This window comes from Bradyrhizobium sp. JYMT SZCCT0180, from assembly GCF_018130165.1.
GTDB lineage: Bacteria > Pseudomonadota > Alphaproteobacteria > Rhizobiales > Xanthobacteraceae > Bradyrhizobium.
In genome coordinates this window covers 100,079-116,436 of sequence record NZ_JAFCLZ010000020.1, presented here as the reverse complement: position 1 = coordinate 116,436, position 16,358 = coordinate 100,079, and the positions used below count along the sequence as shown (strand labels likewise).

The 16,358-nt window shown below is 60.7% G+C and carries 14 protein-coding genes and 1 pseudogene; 11 read left to right on the top strand and 4 right to left on the bottom strand.

Annotation, left to right across the window (positions count from 1 at the left end; all coding sequences use genetic code 11):
- Window positions 1-11: 11 nt before the first annotated feature.
- From JQ641_RS27285 to asnB, 6 genes are read left to right on the top strand one after another with little or no spacing between them, the layout of a single operon-like run.
- On the top strand, window positions 12-941 hold the full coding sequence (locus JQ641_RS27285; RefSeq protein WP_211998966.1) for an NAD-dependent epimerase/dehydratase family protein: 930 nt from the start codon (window positions 12-14) through the stop codon (window positions 939-941).
- A 17-nt stretch (window positions 942-958) separates the two neighbouring features.
- Window positions 959-1,807, top strand: a complete 849-nt coding sequence (locus tag JQ641_RS27280) for a class I SAM-dependent methyltransferase (RefSeq protein ID WP_211998965.1) — start codon at window positions 959-961, stop codon at window positions 1,805-1,807.
- Window positions 1,807-2,871, top strand: a complete 1,065-nt coding sequence (locus tag JQ641_RS27275) for an NAD-dependent epimerase/dehydratase family protein (RefSeq protein ID WP_211998964.1) — start codon at window positions 1,807-1,809, stop codon at window positions 2,869-2,871. Before JQ641_RS27280 ends, JQ641_RS27275 begins: the two co-directional genes overlap by 1 nt.
- Complete coding sequence (gene wecB, locus JQ641_RS27270) at window positions 2,868-3,905, top strand: non-hydrolyzing UDP-N-acetylglucosamine 2-epimerase (protein ID WP_211998963.1); 1,038 nt, start codon at window positions 2,868-2,870, stop codon at window positions 3,903-3,905. Before JQ641_RS27275 ends, wecB begins: the two co-directional genes overlap by 4 nt.
- A gap of 26 nt (window positions 3,906-3,931) precedes the next feature.
- Window positions 3,932-5,128 (top strand): glycosyltransferase family protein, encoded by a 1,197-nt coding sequence (locus JQ641_RS27265; RefSeq protein WP_211998962.1) that lies wholly within the window; start codon window positions 3,932-3,934, stop codon window positions 5,126-5,128.
- Between the two features lie 13 nt (window positions 5,129-5,141).
- On the top strand, window positions 5,142-7,106 hold the full coding sequence (asnB, locus tag JQ641_RS27260) for an asparagine synthase (glutamine-hydrolyzing) (protein WP_211998961.1): 1,965 nt from the start codon (window positions 5,142-5,144) through the stop codon (window positions 7,104-7,106).
- Window positions 7,107-7,117: 11 nt separating this feature from the next.
- Here asnB and JQ641_RS27255 read toward each other — a convergent pair whose 3' ends face one another.
- Window positions 7,118-8,092, bottom strand: coding sequence for a lysylphosphatidylglycerol synthase transmembrane domain-containing protein (locus tag JQ641_RS27255; RefSeq protein ID WP_211998960.1), 975 nt, complete (start codon window positions 8,090-8,092; stop codon window positions 7,118-7,120).
- Between the two features lie 159 nt (window positions 8,093-8,251).
- On the opposite strand from JQ641_RS27255, the gene JQ641_RS27250 reads away from it, so the two are divergent.
- The 3 genes and pseudogenes from JQ641_RS27250 to JQ641_RS27240 all read left to right on the top strand — a co-directional run.
- A complete protein-coding gene (locus tag JQ641_RS27250; RefSeq protein ID WP_211998959.1) occupies window positions 8,252-9,535 on the top strand; it encodes a nucleotide sugar dehydrogenase in 1,284 nt (427 codons plus the stop codon).
- A 13-nt stretch (window positions 9,536-9,548) separates the two neighbouring features.
- Window positions 9,549-10,565, top strand: a complete 1,017-nt coding sequence (locus tag JQ641_RS27245) for an NAD-dependent epimerase (RefSeq protein ID WP_211998958.1) — start codon at window positions 9,549-9,551, stop codon at window positions 10,563-10,565.
- A gap of 42 nt (window positions 10,566-10,607) precedes the next feature.
- Window positions 10,608-10,861 (top strand): annotated as a pseudogene (locus JQ641_RS27240) (sugar phosphate nucleotidyltransferase); the annotation flags it as partial.
- Window positions 10,862-10,999: 138 nt separating this feature from the next.
- Here JQ641_RS27240 and JQ641_RS27235 read toward each other — a convergent pair.
- From JQ641_RS27235 to JQ641_RS27225, 3 genes are all read right to left on the bottom strand, one after another.
- Window positions 11,000-12,097, bottom strand: a complete 1,098-nt coding sequence (locus tag JQ641_RS27235) for a DegT/DnrJ/EryC1/StrS family aminotransferase (protein WP_211998957.1) — start codon at window positions 12,095-12,097, stop codon at window positions 11,000-11,002.
- A 142-nt stretch (window positions 12,098-12,239) separates the two neighbouring features.
- Window positions 12,240-13,301, bottom strand: coding sequence for a Gfo/Idh/MocA family protein (locus JQ641_RS27230; protein ID WP_211998956.1), 1,062 nt, complete (start codon window positions 13,299-13,301; stop codon window positions 12,240-12,242).
- 292 nt (window positions 13,302-13,593) lie between these two features.
- Complete coding sequence (locus JQ641_RS27225) at window positions 13,594-13,788, bottom strand: hypothetical protein (protein WP_211998955.1); 195 nt, start codon at window positions 13,786-13,788, stop codon at window positions 13,594-13,596.
- A 336-nt stretch (window positions 13,789-14,124) separates the two neighbouring features.
- Here JQ641_RS27225 and JQ641_RS27220 point away from each other — a divergent pair, with 336 nt between their 5' ends.
- Both JQ641_RS27220 and JQ641_RS27215 read left to right on the top strand, forming a co-directional pair.
- Window positions 14,125-15,585 carry a glycosyltransferase gene (locus JQ641_RS27220; protein WP_211998954.1) on the top strand — a complete coding sequence of 487 codons (1,461 nt, stop codon included), beginning with the start codon at window positions 14,125-14,127 and terminating at the stop codon, window positions 15,583-15,585.
- Window positions 15,586-15,591: 6 nt separating this feature from the next.
- A complete protein-coding gene (locus JQ641_RS27215; protein WP_211998953.1) occupies window positions 15,592-16,329 on the top strand; it encodes a class I SAM-dependent methyltransferase in 738 nt (245 codons plus the stop codon).
- The last annotated feature ends 29 nt before the right edge of the window (window positions 16,330-16,358 follow it).

Below are 16,358 nucleotides of genomic sequence, written 5' to 3'. Positions count from 1 at the left end.
CAGGTACACCCATGCGTATCCTCATCACAGGCGGTGCCGGTTGCCTGGGCTCGAACCTGATCGAGCATTGGCTGCCGCAAGGGCACGACATCCTCGTGCTCGACAATTTCGCAACCGGCAAGCGCGAGGTCGTGCCTGCGCTGCCACGCCTGTCGCTGGTCGAAGGCTCGGTTGCAGATCGTGTGGCGGTGGACCGGGCGTTCGATTCGTTCAAGCCGAGCCATGTCGTCCATTCGGCGGCTGCCTACAAGGACCCGATGGACTGGGGCGAAGATGCCGCGACCAACGTCGCAGGCACGATTAACGTTGCCGACGCGGCCCGCAGGCACGGCGTCTCGCGGTTGCTGAACTTCCAGACGGTGCTCTGCTATGGCCGCCCCGAAACCGTGCCGATCCCGGTCGACCATCCGCTGCGGCCGTTCACGAGTTACGGCATCTCGAAGGTTGCCGGCGAGCAGTATCTTGCAATGAGCGGGCTGCCGTTTGCCTCGCTCCGGCTTGCCAACGTCACCGGCCCGCGGCTGGCGATCGGGCCGATCCCGACATTCTACAAGCGGTTGAAGGCGGGGCAGGGCTGTTTCTGCACCGACGCGCAACGCGACTTTCTCGATATGTCCGACTTTCTCGCCGCGGTCGATCTCGTCATGAGGGCCGATGCGCCAACGGGAATCTTCAACGTGTCGAGCGGCGAGGGGCATTCGATCCGCGACGTCTATGACGCGGTTCGCAGTCACCTCAAGCTGGCGCCCGATCCGGATGTGAAGGTCGTGCCGGTTGGCGATGACGACGTGCCGGCTGTCGTTCCCGACCCGTCGCGGACCAAGGCAACTCTGGGCTGGAGTGCCAAGGTGACGTTTTCGGAGACCATGCGGCGCATGCTGTCATGGTACGATGCCCATGGCGTGACCGACATCTACAGCCATCTGGCCGCTGCGCGCTGACGGTTCGAGCAATCGAGATGCCTGAAGGAAGTCCCGTCGAGATCGAGCGCGTCAGGGCGTTCTGGGAGCAAAATCCCGTCGCGGCGTCGGCGATACCCGCCGAGCTCGGCACGGCTGCGTACTTCAGCGGCTTCGACGCGTTGCGGGAGGCCGACAATTGCGAGCCCTATGCGCTGTCGGAAGCCATTCACGGCTACTCCTCCGCGGACGGCCTGCGGGTTCTCGATATCGGGTGCGGCAACGGATACGTGCTCTATCAGTATGCGCGCCACGGCGCCTCCGTCGCCGGCGTCGACCTGACAAAGACGGCGGTCGAACTCAGTCGCAAGCGATTTGAGCTCGGCGGCTTGAAAGGTGAGTTCCTGCAAGTCGATGGCAACAAGCTTCCATTTCCGGACGGTCACTTCGATATCGTCTGCTCCATGGGTGTACTGCACCACGTGTCGGATCCACGTCCGATGGTCGAGGAGATTTTCCGGGTCCTGCGGCCGGGTGGCCGACTGATCGTGATGCTTTATTACCGCCACAGCTGGAAGAACCTGGTGTTGCTGCGATTGCGGCGCCTGTTTGACCCGCACTATCGCGGCAGGACCCAGCAGGAAGCGCTGAATATGAATGACGGGGATGCGTGCCCGCTTGCACTCGTCTACAGCCGCCGCGAGGCGGCCGCGCTGTTCTCGCGATTTTCGCAGTTCGAATTCATGCTGACGCAGTTGAGCTGGCGCCAGCTTTTCATTCTGCCTCCGCTGATCAAGTTGGCCGAACGCGTTCTGCCGCCTTCAAGTACGTGCTGGCCGTCGCGGGTCTTGGGCTGGAATTTGAATATCAAGGCGGTCAAACCGCCGACGACACAAGGAGTGCTTTGATGAGCAGTCAGACGTTCTCTGGCGCAAATGTTCTGGTTGTCGGAGGAGCCGGATTTGTCGGCTCGAACCTTGTGCGCCTGATCCGTGAGCAGAAGCCCGCACGGATCACCATTGTCGACAACCTGTTATCGGCCGACATCTCGAATGTACCGGAAGGCGATGACATCGACTTTCGCCTCGGATCGATTGCCGATGATGCGGTCCTGCAGAAACTCCCGGGCGATCTCGATTTCGTCTTTCATCTCGCCTGCTATCACGGCAATCAGTCCTCGATCGCCGATCCGCTGGCCGATCACGCCAACAACACGCTGACGACGCTGAAGCTGTTCGAGCGGTTGAAGGACATGTCCTCATTGCGCAAGGTGGTTTACGCCGCAGCGGGTTGCGCGGTTGCGGAGAAAACCTTCGATGGCGCGACGGCGACGACCGAGGACGCGCCCGTGTCCCTGTTCCACGATAGCCCGTACTCGATCTCGAAGCTGGTCGGCGAGATGTATGGCAACTACTATTTCACGCGTCACAAGCTGCCGTTCGTGAAGGCGCGGTTCCAGAATGTCTATGGACCCGGCGAAATTCTGGGCGCAGGGCGTTGGCGCGGCACCGTCCACACCGTCTGGCGCAACGTGACGCCGACTTTCATCTGGAAGGCCCTGCATGGCGAGGCGCTGCCGGTCGAAAACGGCGGCATTGCGTCGCGTGACTTCATCTTTGTTGAAGACATGGCGCGAGGGCTGATGGCCTGCGCGCTCAGGGGTGAGCCCGGCGAGATCTATAATCTGGCATCCGGGGCGGAGACGACGATCCGGGAGCTGGCCGAGCGCATCAACGCCCTGACCGGAAATCCGACGCCCATTGCCCTTGCGCCGGCGCGCGACTGGGATCGCTCCGGGCAGCGGTTCGGCGATCCGTCCAAGGCGGCAAAGCAACTCGGCTTCAAAGCCGATGTCGCCCACGAGGAGGGGCTTGCGACAACGATCGCCTGGACCAAGGCGCGCAAGGAAAAGATCCTCGGCTGCATGAAGCAGCACGAGCGTTTCATTCCACAAGTGAAGGCCTACACTTGACAATCAAAGCACTCACGATCGTCGGAGCCCGGCCCCAGTTCATAAAGGCGGCTGCGGTCAGCCGCGCCATCCGCGAGACCGACGGCCTCGAAGAGGTGATGGTGCATACCGGCCAGCACTTCGACACGGACATGTCGGATGTCTTCTTTGAGGAACTCGACATTCCCGCACCACGGCACCGCTTGAACATCAATGGCGGCGGGCATGGTGAGATGACCGGCCGCATGCTGGCGGCGATCGAGCCTGTGCTGATCGAGGAGAAGCCGGATTGGGTCGTGGTTTACGGCGACACCAACTCGACGCTCGCCGGTGCACTCGCGGCGGCCAAGCTTCATATCCCGATCGCACATGTCGAGGCGGGCCTGCGATCCTTCAATCGGCGGATGCCCGAGGAGGTCAATCGGGTGCTGACCGATCACCTCGCCGCGCTGCAACTTTGTCCGACCAGCGCCGCGGTAGAGAACCTCGCCAACGAAGGAATCCGGCAAGGCGTGCATCGGATCGGCGACGTGATGTTTGACGCGACTTTGTTCGCGACCGAGCGCGCAGAAGCCGGTTCGAAAATCCTGTCAGAGCTCGACTTGACGCCGAAGAATTACAGCGTCGCGACAGTGCATCGTGCCGAAAACACCAACGAGCCTGCCAATCTTCGCGAGGTCGTTGGTTTCCTGCAGCAACAGGCAAAGCGTTATCCGGTCGTCCTGCCGATCCATCCGCGAACGCGCCAGACCGCACTGCGCATGGGTATCGATTTCGACGGTCTCAAGGTGATTGGTCCTGTCGGCTATCTCGACATGGCAAAGCTGCTGCATGGCGCCTGCGAAGTCTTCACCGACTCCGGCGGTCTGCAGAAAGAGGCCTATTTTCACCGCGTTCCCTGCACGACGTTGCGGGACGAGACCGAGTGGATCGAGACCATCGCGCACGGCTGGAATCGCCTCTGGAAAGGCGCGGATTTTGGCGAGCGCAGTGCGATCGACGAGTATGGCGACGGACGCGCTGCGTTCCGCATTGCTGAGCTGCTTAAGAGCTAGGCGTCGTGGTCCTTCGGGATAGCCGCATGCGCGTGCTGGTCGGGTACGCGCAATACACCGACAGGCTGTCTTACTACGATGATTGGCTTGACGCATTCATCCAGGCGCCGCAGTTCGATGTCCTGGGTGTCAACGTCGCGGATCCCGCAGCAGGGGATAAACTGCAACGGCAGTTGCGCGAGGTCGACGCAGTGGTCCTGCTGCATTCGACCAATGGCGATACCACCGGCTATATCGAGCCGCACATCGAGGCGTTGGCGGGCCGCGCCGTCCCGCTGCTGACATTCGTCGGCAATGAGGTCAGCCTCCCGGGCTCGCCGATCGCTGAAAAAAGACGGCTGTTCGCCGCGCTCAAGCCGGAATTTGTTGCCACTCAACTTCTGATTGAGTCGGGGCGATTCCTGTTCGGCGATGTCGCGACCCGGGACGTGGTCGCGATCCCGCATGCGCTCAATCCATCCGTGTTCCGGTCGGGCAGGGCGGCCGGTGCGAGACGGCTTGATATCGGAGCGCGGGCGGTCCGCTACCTTCCTCACCTCGGCGACGACGATCGCAACCGGCTGATGCAGTGGTTTGCGGCAAACGGAGCGGCGCGCGGCCTGCAGGTCGACATCTCGGACCAACGGCTCAACCGCGAGGGGTGGGCCAACTATCTGAATGATTGCAGGGGAACCGTCTCGACCGAAGCCGGAACCTGGTTCCTCGAACGGGACGACGCGACCGTCAATGCGATCCGCGACTATGTGCTCTCGACGCGAAAGGGATTTGTGCTTCGCAACGATTCGGCGCTACGGAATCTGGGCCACAAGATGCCGTGGTGGCTCAAATCGATCGCGCGCCGTGTGATGCGACGAGGTCCTGTGCGGCATGAAGCTCTTGTCAATGAACAACTGGACTACACCGATATCTTCGAACGCTTCTTCGCCGACCGGGCGCGGCCGCTCCATCATGGCAAATGCATCAGCTCTCGGCATTTCGACGCCGCCGGCACCAAGACCTGCCAGATCATGTTTCGCGGCCGTTTCAATGACATCCTCAAGGCGGACGAGCACTATCTCGCGCTCGATCCGGATTTTTCAAACATCGATGCCGTGCTCGCTGTCTTCAATGATCCATCCAGGCGGCAACGCATCGCCGACGCAGCGTTCGAATTGGTGAGCACGCAACACACCTATCAGCAGCGGGTGCAGCAGGTCTATGACCTGCTTGCAGAGACGGCCTAGGCGCATCATCGGCATGTGCGGGATTTCCGGCATTCTCAGGCGCAACGGCGCCAGCCAGGGCGGCCTCGGCGATTGCATCGAGCGGATGACGGCTGCGCTCGCGCACCGCGGGCCCGATGCGGCTAGCCGGTGGATCGACGATGTAGCCGGTATCGGTTTCGGTCATCGCCGGCTCTCGGTGCTGGACCTGAGCGCCGCCGGCGCCCAGCCAATGCAGAGCGATTGCGGCCGCCTGACTGTCACGTTCAACGGGGAAATCTACAATCATCTCGATATCCGGGCCGAGTTGGAGAAGAGCGGAGCCGCGCCGAACTGGCGTGGGCATTCGGACACCGAAACGGTGCTGTACGCCATCCGCCTTTGGGGCGTCGCCGACGCGCTACGCCGCTTCAACGGCATGTTTGCCTTTGCGCTGTGGGATGCCCGCGATCAGTCGTTGACGCTTTGCCGCGACCGGTTTGGCGAAAAGCCTCTCTTCTACGGCTGGATCGGTTCCGACCTGGTGTTTGCGTCCGAATTGAAGGCCTTTGCTGCGCATCCAGGCTGGAGGCCGTCGGTCGACAAGGCAGCCTTGACGGCCTTCATGCGCTATTCCTACGTGCCGGCGCCATGGACGATCTGGCGGGGTTTTCGAAAACTCAACCCCGGTTCGCATGTCACCTTCACGCCTGCGGCTGCGTCCGGCGACCTGCCGCAGCCGGAATCGTACTGGTCGATGCGGGGGTGCGTACTCGCAGGACGACAGGAGCGCTACGCCGACGCGGGAGAGGCGGTAGCCGAGCTGGAGCGCCTGCTATCGCAAGCGGTCATGCGACAATTGCTGTCGGATGTTCCCGTCGGTGCATTTCTTTCCGGCGGAATCGATTCCTCGACGGTGGTGGCGCTGTTGCAGAAGCAATCGACTCGTCCGGTCAAGACTTTCTCGATTGGGTTCGCCGAGGCTTCATTCAATGAGGCGGCACATGCGAGCCGCATCGCCCGTCACCTCGGGACCGATCATACGGAGCTGACCGTCAGCCCTGCCGACGCGATCGGCATAGTCCCGAAACTGGCCGCCATGTATGATGAGCCCTTTGCGGATTCGTCGCAGATCCCAACGCATTTGGTGGCCGCGCTCGCCAGGAGAAGCGTGACGGTCGCACTGTCCGGCGATGGTGGCGACGAGCTGTTCGGCGGGTATAACCGCCATGTTTGGGCCACCCGAATGCATGCCGGCTTTTCCTCGCTGCCTTCGGCGGCCAGGAGAGCAGTGAAGGGTGCGATCGATCTTGTCGCACCGGAGCCGGCCAACACGATCGGAAATCTCGTCGGCAAGATCGGTCCCGAGCGCTACCGCACGCTTCGCGTGGGCGATCTCATGGCCAAGGTCGGACGCATTGCGGGAGCGGCAACCCCGGATGAAATGTATCGCTTGCTGTGTTCCGTGGAAGATCGTCCCGACAGCGTCGTTGTAGGCGGCATGGAGCGCGCAAGCTGGTTTGCCGAGGAGATGAATGAACTCTCCGAGCCAATCGACGCACTCGACCAGATGACGCTGGCGGACGCGCTCAGCTATCTGAGTGACGATGTGCTGCAGAAGGTTGACCGGGCGGCCATGGCGGTCAGCCTCGAAACCCGCGTGCCGTTTCTTGACCGGGACGTCGCGGAATTCAGTTGCCGCGTGCCGCCGTCAATGAAGGTCCGTGACGGTCAGGGCAAGTGGCTCGTCCGCCAGTTGCTCGATCGCCATGTGCCCCGAGAGCTGATCGATCGGCCAAAAACGGGCTTTTCCATCCCGCTCGATCAGTGGCTTCGTGGTCCGCTGAGGGAGTGGGCATCCGATCTGCTGGCAACCGAGAATCTCGGCCAGCGGGGCTGGTTCAATGCCAGGCGCGTCGGCGACGTCTGGGCTGACCATCTAAAAGGCCGGCGCAATCACGGGTCTTGGCTGTGGAATGTGCTAATGGCACAGTCATGGGCTGGCGCATGGTGCCGCTAACCCGCGAAGCCTTATTCGATGGCCGCAGGGATGGGATCCTTGCTGCGATCCGCCTTCTCCGGACCTGCGATCCAGATCAACCCACCGATCGCGCCCGCGACAAACGCCGTCACGCCGGTCAACAGGGACACCATCGTTCCGTCCGATTGCACCAAGCCGGCATATCCGAAAGCAACCATCATGGTTGCCTCGCGCAGGCCCCAGCCGGCAATGGAGATCGGAAGCATGGTGATCAACACTATCGGAGGAACCAGCAGGAAGACCTGCTCGAAATCGGCACTGGCAAGGATGGCGCGCGCCGCGCACCAGGCCACGACCGTCGTCGCCACGTGGACGGCAAGCGAGAGCACGACGATTTTCGGGCCGGTGCTGCGGCTGAACAGAACCCGATTTGCGATGACCGCGCATGCATGCACGTGCTTTGTCGGCCACCATGTCTTCAACCATTGCCACTGCAGGCGGCCTAGAATGAGAAACCCGAGGCCGGCCGTGATGGCAAGGGCATCAACCACGACGAGCGCTAAGCGGCCCTGATGGTTTGCGATCAGTTGGTAGCTCCAAGGCAGGCTCACCACGACTACCAAGGCAAGGGCGATCAGGCCGACCGCGCGGTCCACCAGGATGGAATAGGTAGCAAAGCGCCAGCCGGCGCCGGTACGGTGAACCAGCCACAGGCGCATCGCGTCGCCACCGATCGTCGACGGCAGCGTCTGATTGAAGAATGTACCAATCATGTTGTAGCGGAATGCCTGGACGAGGCCAAGCGGCGCGTTGCAAAAGCGGGAGATTTCCTGCCATCGCAGCGAGCCCAGCAAAATCTGGAAGATGAGCACAGCAACGGCAAGCGCCATCCAGGCGAAGAACCAGCCGGCGCCGCTTTGCAGGAAGCGCACGCGGACCTCGCCGAAATCGATGCTGCGGAGCGCGAAATAGAGCAGCAGCCCCGAAATCAGGATTCGTGCAGAAAAGGACAGAAAACCGCGCATTCTGGGCCAGGCTGGGGCTTTTGGGAGAGGCAGGGCGACGCTCAAAGTTAGACGTGTATTAGGGCCTAGGACGCGGACTAGCAATACCGTCTCCTTTGCTATTGCGATCGTTGCGCCCCAGAGGCTAAGAAGCCTCGACCGTTCAGGAGGAAGATTTCGGTGAAGCATGGGCGCAAGATCGCCGTCGTCGGGCTGGGTTATGTCGGATTACCGGTTGCGGTATCATTTGCGCGATCCGGCACCCCGGTGGTCGGCTTTGACATCGACAAGGAGCGCGTTGTCGAATTGAAGCAGGGCAATGACAGGACGCGCGAAGTGGAAGCTGATGAACTGAGTCACAGCTCACTCCTGTTCACGAGCGATCCCGCAGCACTCAAGCAATCTGACTTCTACGTCGTGACCGTACCGACGCCGATCGATGAAGCCCGCCGACCGGATCTGCGCGCGATGATTTCGGCATCGCGTTCGGTGGGTAGCGTACTGAAGAAGGGTGACATCGTCGTATACGAATCCACCGTATACCCTGGCGCCGTGGAGGAGGACTGCCTTCCCGTCCTCGAACAGGTTTCGAGCCTGAAGGCGGGTACGGATTTTGCGGTCGGCTATTCCCCGGAGCGGATCAATCCTGGCGACAAGCAGCACCGTTTCGAGACGATCATCAAGGTCGTGTCCGCGCAGGACGCCGAAACGCTGGACATCATCGCGGCTGTCTACGGGTCGGTCGTGACCGCCGGCGTTCACCGGGCGCCGTCCATCAAAGTGGCCGAAGCCGCTAAGGTGATCGAGAATACCCAACGCGATCTGAACATCGCCTTCATGAACGAACTGTCGTTGATCTTCCAGGCGCTCAACATCGACACGGCGGACGTGCTCGCGGCGGCGCGCACCAAGTGGAACTTCATGCCGTTCCAGCCCGGGCTCGTCGGCGGCCACTGCATCGGCGTCGATCCGTACTACCTGACGTTCCGCGCCGAGAAGGCTGGCTATCATCCCGAGGTCATCCTGGCCGGCCGGCGGATCAACGACGGCATGGGGCAGCGCGTGGCGCGCGAATGTGTCCGCCGCCTGTTGCTGCGGAAAACCCATGGCGGCGTGGTCACGGTGCTCGGCCTGACGTTCAAGGAGAACGTGCCCGATACGCGCAATTCGAAGGTAATCGATATCGTCCGCGAGCTTCAGTCGTTCGGCCTGACTGTCCAGCTCCACGATCCGATGGCTGACGCCGCCGATGCAAAGCACGAATATGACGTCGCACTGACCGAGTTCGATGCCCTGCAACCCGCCGATGCTATCGTGCTCGCCGTTGCGCACGACCTCTATATCGACGGGGGCTGGTCGTTGATCCAGCGGCTGCTCCGCGGCGGCAGCGGCATTGTGCTGGACGTGAAGACCAGGCTCGATCGCGCGTCGAAGCCCGCCGATATCGAGCTGTGGCGACTGTGAGATCGGGGAACTGATGCCGACAGATGCAGTACTGGTGACTGGCGCCGCCGGCTTCGTCGGATTTCACGTGGCCGAGCGACTGCTGTCCGAAGGACGCAATGTCGTCGGTTTAGACAGCATCAACGACTATTACGATCCGAAGCTGAAAGACGCGCGGCTCGATCGTCTCAAGCAACATGCCAATTTCACGTTCGTGAAGCTTGATCTCACTGATCGGGGTGGCGTCAAGGCGCTGTTCGAACAGCACCGCTTTGCGTACGTGGTGCACCTCGCCGCCCAGGCCGGCGTGCGCTACTCGATCGATCACCCGCACGCCTATGTCGACTCCAATATCGAGGGGTTCATCAACGTGCTTGAGGGCTGCCGGCATCATGGCGGCCGGCACCTGCTGTTTGCGTCCTCGTCATCGGTCTACGGCGCGAACAGCAAGCTGCCGTTTTCCGTGCACGACAACGTCGATCATCCGATCAGCCTCTATGCGGCCTCAAAGAAGGCCAACGAGCTGATGGCGCATACCTACAGCCATCTCTACCGATTGCCGACCACGGGCCTGCGCTTTTTCACGGTCTATGGCCCATGGGGCAGGCCCGACATGGCGATATTCCTTTTCGCAAAGGCGATCATTGAAGGGCAGCCGATCAAGCTTTTTAACCATGGCCAGATGCGGCGGGACTTCACCTATGTTGATGACGTCGCGCATGCCATTGTTCGCGTTCTTGGCCGCCCGCCCAAAGGCAACTCGGCTTGGAATTCCGAATCACCCGATCCAAGTTCGAGCGCGGCGCCCTGGAAAATTTACAATGTCGGTAACAATCGGCCCGAAGATCTGATGCACGTCGTATCGGTGCTCGAGAAGGCACTGGGAAAATCGGCAAAGCGAGAGCTGCTGCCGATGCAGCCGGGCGATGTTCCTGCAACCTATGCCGATATCGAGGACCTCGCTAGCGACATCGGCTTCAGGCCATCCACGACGATCGAGGAGGGCGTCGGCCGCTTCGTCAAATGGTATCGTGACTATCACGGGATCTGAGCCCGGCAGGCGCCCATGACCCGATGAATCATTTCTCTGATTATGTGCGGCGGTGCCGGAACGCGGTTGTGGCCGGCCTCGCGCGAGGTTCGGCCGAAGCAATTTCTGCCCCTTTTCGGTAAGCGCTCGACTTTCCGGGCGCTCTGACGCGCGTTTCGGACGCCGCGCTATCTACGCGCCCGATCATCATCAGCAATGCGGCCTAATCGCTTCCTGTGCTAAAACAACTCGCCGAGATCGGCGCAGAGGCCGACGTTCCGCTGGAGTCGGCGCGGCGAAATTCCGGTTCCGCCATTGTGGTGCGCGACTCCGCGCGCGTCACCGTGAACGGCGGTCTGGCCAGGTCGGAAGGGACACCTGCTCGCCGGCAGTCTGCTGTGGTGGTCTGCCGCTAACCGCTCGTCTTCCGCTTGAGCCGAGAAGTGGAGGTCGCCTCAGAACTCGCGGACGCGGTCGATCACCTCGTCCAGCTGCGCGCGGGTGATCTCGGCAAACATCGGCAGAGACAGGATCTGCCCTTGGTCGTTCGACGCATGCGGAAACTGTTCCGCGCGATAATTGAAGCGGCTATAGGCTTCGAGCAGCGGCAAGGCGGTCGGGTAGTGGATCGCGGTCTGTATGCCATGCGCGTTCAGATGCGCGGCGAGCGCGTCGCGCCGCGGATGCTTGACCGTGTAGAGATGATAGACGTGGCTGCGGTCGGGCGCGGTCTGCGGCACTGTCACGTCCTCGATCTGATTGAGGCCCTCCTCGTAGACCTTCGCGGCATCCTGCCGTCCCTTGGTCCAACCCGGAAGATGCGGCAGCTTGGCCGAAAGGATCGCCGCCTGCATGCCGTCGAGGCGGCTGTTGATGCCCTCGATCGGGTGCTGATGTTTTACGAGCCCGCCGTGTCGCGCCAGCTTGGTCATGTGTTCGGCCAGTCGCGCATCGTTGGTCACGACGGCGCCGGCATCGCCCATCGCGCCGAGATTCTTGCCGGGATAGAACGAATAGGTCGCGATCGCACCAAAAGTGCCAACCTGCTGGCCTTTGTAACGCGCCAGGTGCGCCTGCGCGCAATCCTCGATAATCCAGAGCTTGTGCTTGCGCGCGATTGCCATGATCGCGTCCATGTCGGCGGGCTGGCCGTAGAGATGCACCGGGATGATGCCGACGGTGCGCGGCGTGATCGCGGCCTCGATCGCGGCCGGATCGATCGTGAAGGTCACCCCGTCAGTGTCGCAGAACACGACGGTCGCACCTGCATGAGTGATCATCGCCGAAGTCGATACCCACGAGTGCGCCGTGGTGATGACCTCGTCGCCCGGCTGGACGTCGAGCGCCTTCATGGCGAGATAGAGCGCATCAGTCCCGTTGGCGCAGGACACGCAGTGCTTGACGTCGACAGCATCTGCAAAGGCCTTCTCGAAGGCGTCGACATAGGCGCCGCGAATGAACGAACTATCGCGGATCACGCCGGCGATGGCAGCATCGATCTCGCCCTTGATCGTCTGATACTGCATGTTGAGGTCAGCAAATGGTACCGGCATCGTCGTTCCTATCGCTTCGGCTTCAGAAGGGGGCCGGGGTTTCCCGCATGAACTCCGCTAGCTTCCGTGATGTCGTTTGTCACCCTTCACACGCGCGCCGCAGTCCACGTCGCGGATTCCGACCTTGAGCCGTTCCCGTTCGTCACGCGACGACACCGAGACGGCTGCGGCGCGGCGTGAAGCGCAGAGGTACTTCCTGCCCCGTTTCAATGGATTCGTAGAGCGCGGAAATCAGTTCCAGGCTCTTGCGGCCCTCGAGCCCATCAACCAGCGCCGCGCGCTGGTTGGTCAGGCAATCAATGACATGCTGATAATATGCCTGGTGACCGAAGCCGTAGACATTCGGCGGGTTGACCGAAAACTTCTCGATCACGTCCTTGTCGGAGGCAAGCTCGTCGACAAAGCGCCAATGCCGGATCTGGTTGACCGCGAAGCCTGCGATCTCGACCGTTCCTTTTTCGCCGAGGATCGAAAGCGAGCCCTCGAGATCGGTCGGGCGTATCGCAGTTGTGGCCTCGATGATACCGAGTGCGCCGTTCTTGAACTTTAGCGTGGCGACGGCAGTGTCCTCGGTCTCGATCTTGACGAGCGCTGTCGTCGAACGTGCGTGCACACTCACCACGTCGCCGAAAAACCATTCCAGCATGTCGATGTGATGGCTCGCCTGGTTTGTCAGCACGCCGCCGTCATAGGCCCAGGTGCCGCGCCATGCGTCCTGATCGTAATAGTGCTGGTCGCGGCACCAGCGAACGCGCACGGTGCCGAGCACGAGCTTGCCGAACCGGCCGGCCTCCAGCGCCTCGCGCGCCTTGACCACGGGAACGTTGAAGCGGTTCTGCTTGACGATGAACAGCTTGACGCCGGCCTCGTCGCAGGCGCGGATCATGTCGTCGGCGTCCTGCAGCCGCAACGCCATCGGCTTCTCCACCACGACATGCTTGCCGGCTTTCGCACAGGCGATGACGTGCTGCGGATGCATACCGCTCGGGGTCAGCACTGCGACCGCATCGATGTCCTTCCGCACCAGGAACTCGTCGATATCAGTGTGCGCCGGCACGCCGAACTTACCGGCGATAGCCTCGGCGCGCGCGGGAACGGAATCGCAGACGGCTACGAGCGAGGCGCCGTGGATCTGGCCGCCACCCAGGAGATCGGAGTGACGCTTGGCAATGCGCCCGCAGCCCAGTAAGCCGAACCTGATCATCAACGCTTCCTTTGGCCGTCGCCGTTCGGCGGGTAGAAATGGCGGGAACCGCTGGCGGTATAGACCAATGTTGCCCTCAAGCAAACCCCGCAAATACCCCTTGATCAACTGCTTTTTGACGAGGCGCTAGGAGCTCTATTCTCATTCTTGCGACCTGCGCGCGACTGCTATTTCTGCTAGCAGTTCGTTTTGGAGTCGGTCACTCCGTGATGTTCATTTGCTATCACCAGTATTGCTGGGGCCGATCGCAGCCGATCGGGCCAAAATGGCGCAGTGCCGGTGGAAATCGTTGCTAGCCGGCCGCAAGGCCGCCGGAGCCGGTCGTATGGGGGGCGGCACCTTGATTGAAGCGGATCGATGCTTTCGCGTCAGCCTCGATCGCCTGAACGAAATAAACATTGAAATCCCCGGGAAGGCCGTTAGCATTCGACTGGGTGGCCTTTTTCGTTTTAACGTCCCGTAGCTCGCGAAAAAGCGGCTGATGCACGGCGGTCCTGGCAAAAGGTCTAAACCCCATTGATGAGCGCAAGAGGGATGACGGTATCCCGACCTTTGGTGGAATGGAAGCGACGCAAGCTAATGGAAGCCTGGGCGCCTACTGCGAGCCAAGATCTGCTGGTAGGGTCGTGCCGATACGGTGGAAGGCCAATACGTTAAGGTCTTCAGTTTCGAAGCGGCCTCTTGAGCCCCTTGGGCCGCCTCCAGCCAGATTTGGCTTACAAACTTGCCTAATGCACGTGCCCGAGTCTCCGTTGTCGGACAGTCCGGTATGCTCTAACACACCGGGTAAGCACCACGCCGATCGATTTTTGCGAGTTGACATATGCCCGCCGTCGCTACCCCACCATCGAACTCGTCCACATCGCCGCACAAAGAAGCCATCCGCAAACTTCACGACGAGCTTGCGCCGGAACGCAATCGCTGGCTTCGCAAGGCGGCATTCTTCCATAGCGAGGACCTTCTCTATCTCAAGTTTCTCATTCCAACTGGCAGCCGGATTCTCGAACTCGGCTGCGGTACCGGACATCTCTTAGCTGCCCTGAAGCCTTCCCACGGCGTCGGTGTCGACATAAGTTCCGGAATGATTGAGCAGGCTCGCCAATCCTATCCTGATTTGACCTTCCTTCAGGGCGACATCGAAGACCCAACATTCATCAACTCGCTGTCGGGGCCATTCGATGTCATTTTGATAATGGATACGCTTGGCGTGCTTGGCGACTGCCAACAAACATTCGCCAACCTTCATCAGCTATGCGGCCGCGAGACACGATTGATCGTGGTGTATTTCTCGCATCTCTGGAAGCCAATCCTCAAGCTTGCGGAACTCGTTCGGTTACGTAAACCCCAACCGCCACAGAATGTGTTTTCGCCGCAGGCCGTCCATGATCTCGTGGCGTTGGCTGACTTTGAAGCAGTCAAAGCCGAGTTAAGGATGTTGTCACCGTTATGGCTGCTGGGTATTGGACGTTTTCTGAACAGATTTGTCGCGCCGGTTCCTGGACTTCGCTCTTTGTGCTTGCGGCATTACACGGTCTGCCGCTCGCTTGTTAACAAGGATGACGGAATCCATTCGGCGACGGTCGTCGTCCCGGCGCGCAATGAGCGCGGCAATATCGAGCAAGCGGTGCTCCGCATTCCGCAATTTTGCGACGATATCGAAATCATTTTCGTTGAGGGGCACTCTCGGGACGGCACGTGGGAAGAGATTCAGCGCGTCATGTCCGCCTATCCCCAACACAACATCAAGGCAATGCGCCAGCCCGGGAAAGGCAAGGCCGACGCTGTTTTCGCGGCCTTCGATGTCGCACAGGGCGATGTGTTGATGATCCTCGACGCCGATCTCACCATGCCCCCGGAACAACTCCCCAAATTCTGGGAAGCAATCCGATCGGGAAAGGGCGAGTACATTAACGGCTCACGCCTCATCTATCAGATGGAGGACGAGGCGATGCAATTCCTCAACCTTATCGCCAACAAGCTTTTCTCTATTATCTTTACGTGGCTGCTATCCCAAAGATTCACTGATACTCTGTGCGGCACCAAGGTGCTCCGCCGCAGTGACTACGAGAAGCTCAAGGCGGGTCGCGCTTACTTTGGTGATTTCGACCCCTTTGGAGACTTCGATATCATTTTCGGCGCATCGAAACTTGGCTTAAAGGTAGTGGAAATCCCAATTCGCTACGCCAACCGCACCTATGGCGAAACTCAGATTTCGCGGTTCCGGCATGGTGTTTTGCTGCTCCGGATGGTGGCTTTCGCGTTCTTTCGAATCAAAGCATTGTAGTCCCAAATGTCTGACGCTTTAGACAGCTATCGTTCGGCCTGGAACACAAAGCCGGTTCTCCGCTTGGTGTACGATGACTTTTACAACCGGATCGCGGGCATGTGCCGACCGGGAACCACGATTGAAATCGGCAGTGGCATCGGCAATTTGAAGGAAAAAATTGGAAATGTAATTTCCACCGACATTCAGTTCGCGCCTTGGCTTGATTGCGTCATGGATGCTCAAACCCTGCCGTTCGCGGCAAAGACTGCCGACAATATCGTCATGGTGGATGTCCTGCATCATGTTGAGTATCCCACCGCTTTCTTTGCCGAGGCAGACCGCGTATTGCGTCCGGGCGGACGGATCATCATGGTCGAACCCGCAATCACTTGGGGGAGCAGCGCCTTTTACCGGCTCTTGCATCACGAACCGGTAGTGATGTCTGCCGATCCGCTCATTGTCGGCGCGCCGGATCCTAAACGGGATCCTTATGCAGCCAACCAAGCCATCCCAACACTTCTTGCGACGCGGGACCGCGAGCGATTCCATCGCCAATTTCCAAGGCTACGGATCGACCGCGTTGACTGGTTTTCCCTGCTCGCATACCCGCTGACCGGCGGCTTCAAGCCTTGGAGCCTTGTATCCGAAGCGGCCGCTAGACGGCTGCTCCGAGCCGAACGGGCCATTGAGCCGCTGATCGGACGGGCGTTGGCTTTCCGAATGATGCTGGTGGTTGAAAAAAGCGATACCGCCGGTGACTAGAGGTCAGAGCCACACTTGCTTGCAATCAG

Bases quoted from the DNA above. Each gene is read 5' to 3' on its own strand.
- JQ641_RS27285 (WP_211998966.1), top strand. From the start codon at position 12: ATGCGTATCCTCATCACAGGCGGTGCCGGTTGCCTGGGCTCGAACCTG.
- JQ641_RS27280 (WP_211998965.1), top strand. From the start codon at position 959: ATGCCTGAAGGAAGTCCCGTCGAGATCGAGCGCGTCAGGGCGTTCTGG.
- JQ641_RS27275 (WP_211998964.1), top strand. From the start codon at position 1,807: ATGAGCAGTCAGACGTTCTCTGGCGCAAATGTTCTGGTTGTCGGAGGA.
- JQ641_RS27265 (WP_211998962.1), top strand. From the start codon at position 3,932: ATGCGCGTGCTGGTCGGGTACGCGCAATACACCGACAGGCTGTCTTAC.
- asnB (WP_211998961.1), top strand. From the start codon at position 5,142: ATGTGCGGGATTTCCGGCATTCTCAGGCGCAACGGCGCCAGCCAGGGC.
- JQ641_RS27255 (WP_211998960.1), bottom strand. From the start codon at position 8,092: ATGCGCGGTTTTCTGTCCTTTTCTGCACGAATCCTGATTTCGGGGCTG.
- JQ641_RS27245 (WP_211998958.1), top strand. From the start codon at position 9,549: ATGCCGACAGATGCAGTACTGGTGACTGGCGCCGCCGGCTTCGTCGGA.
- JQ641_RS27235 (WP_211998957.1), bottom strand. From the start codon at position 12,097: ATGCCGGTACCATTTGCTGACCTCAACATGCAGTATCAGACGATCAAG.
- JQ641_RS27230 (WP_211998956.1), bottom strand. From the start codon at position 13,301: ATGATCAGGTTCGGCTTACTGGGCTGCGGGCGCATTGCCAAGCGTCAC.
- JQ641_RS27220 (WP_211998954.1), top strand. From the start codon at position 14,125: ATGCCCGCCGTCGCTACCCCACCATCGAACTCGTCCACATCGCCGCAC.
- JQ641_RS27215 (WP_211998953.1), top strand. From the start codon at position 15,592: ATGTCTGACGCTTTAGACAGCTATCGTTCGGCCTGGAACACAAAGCCG.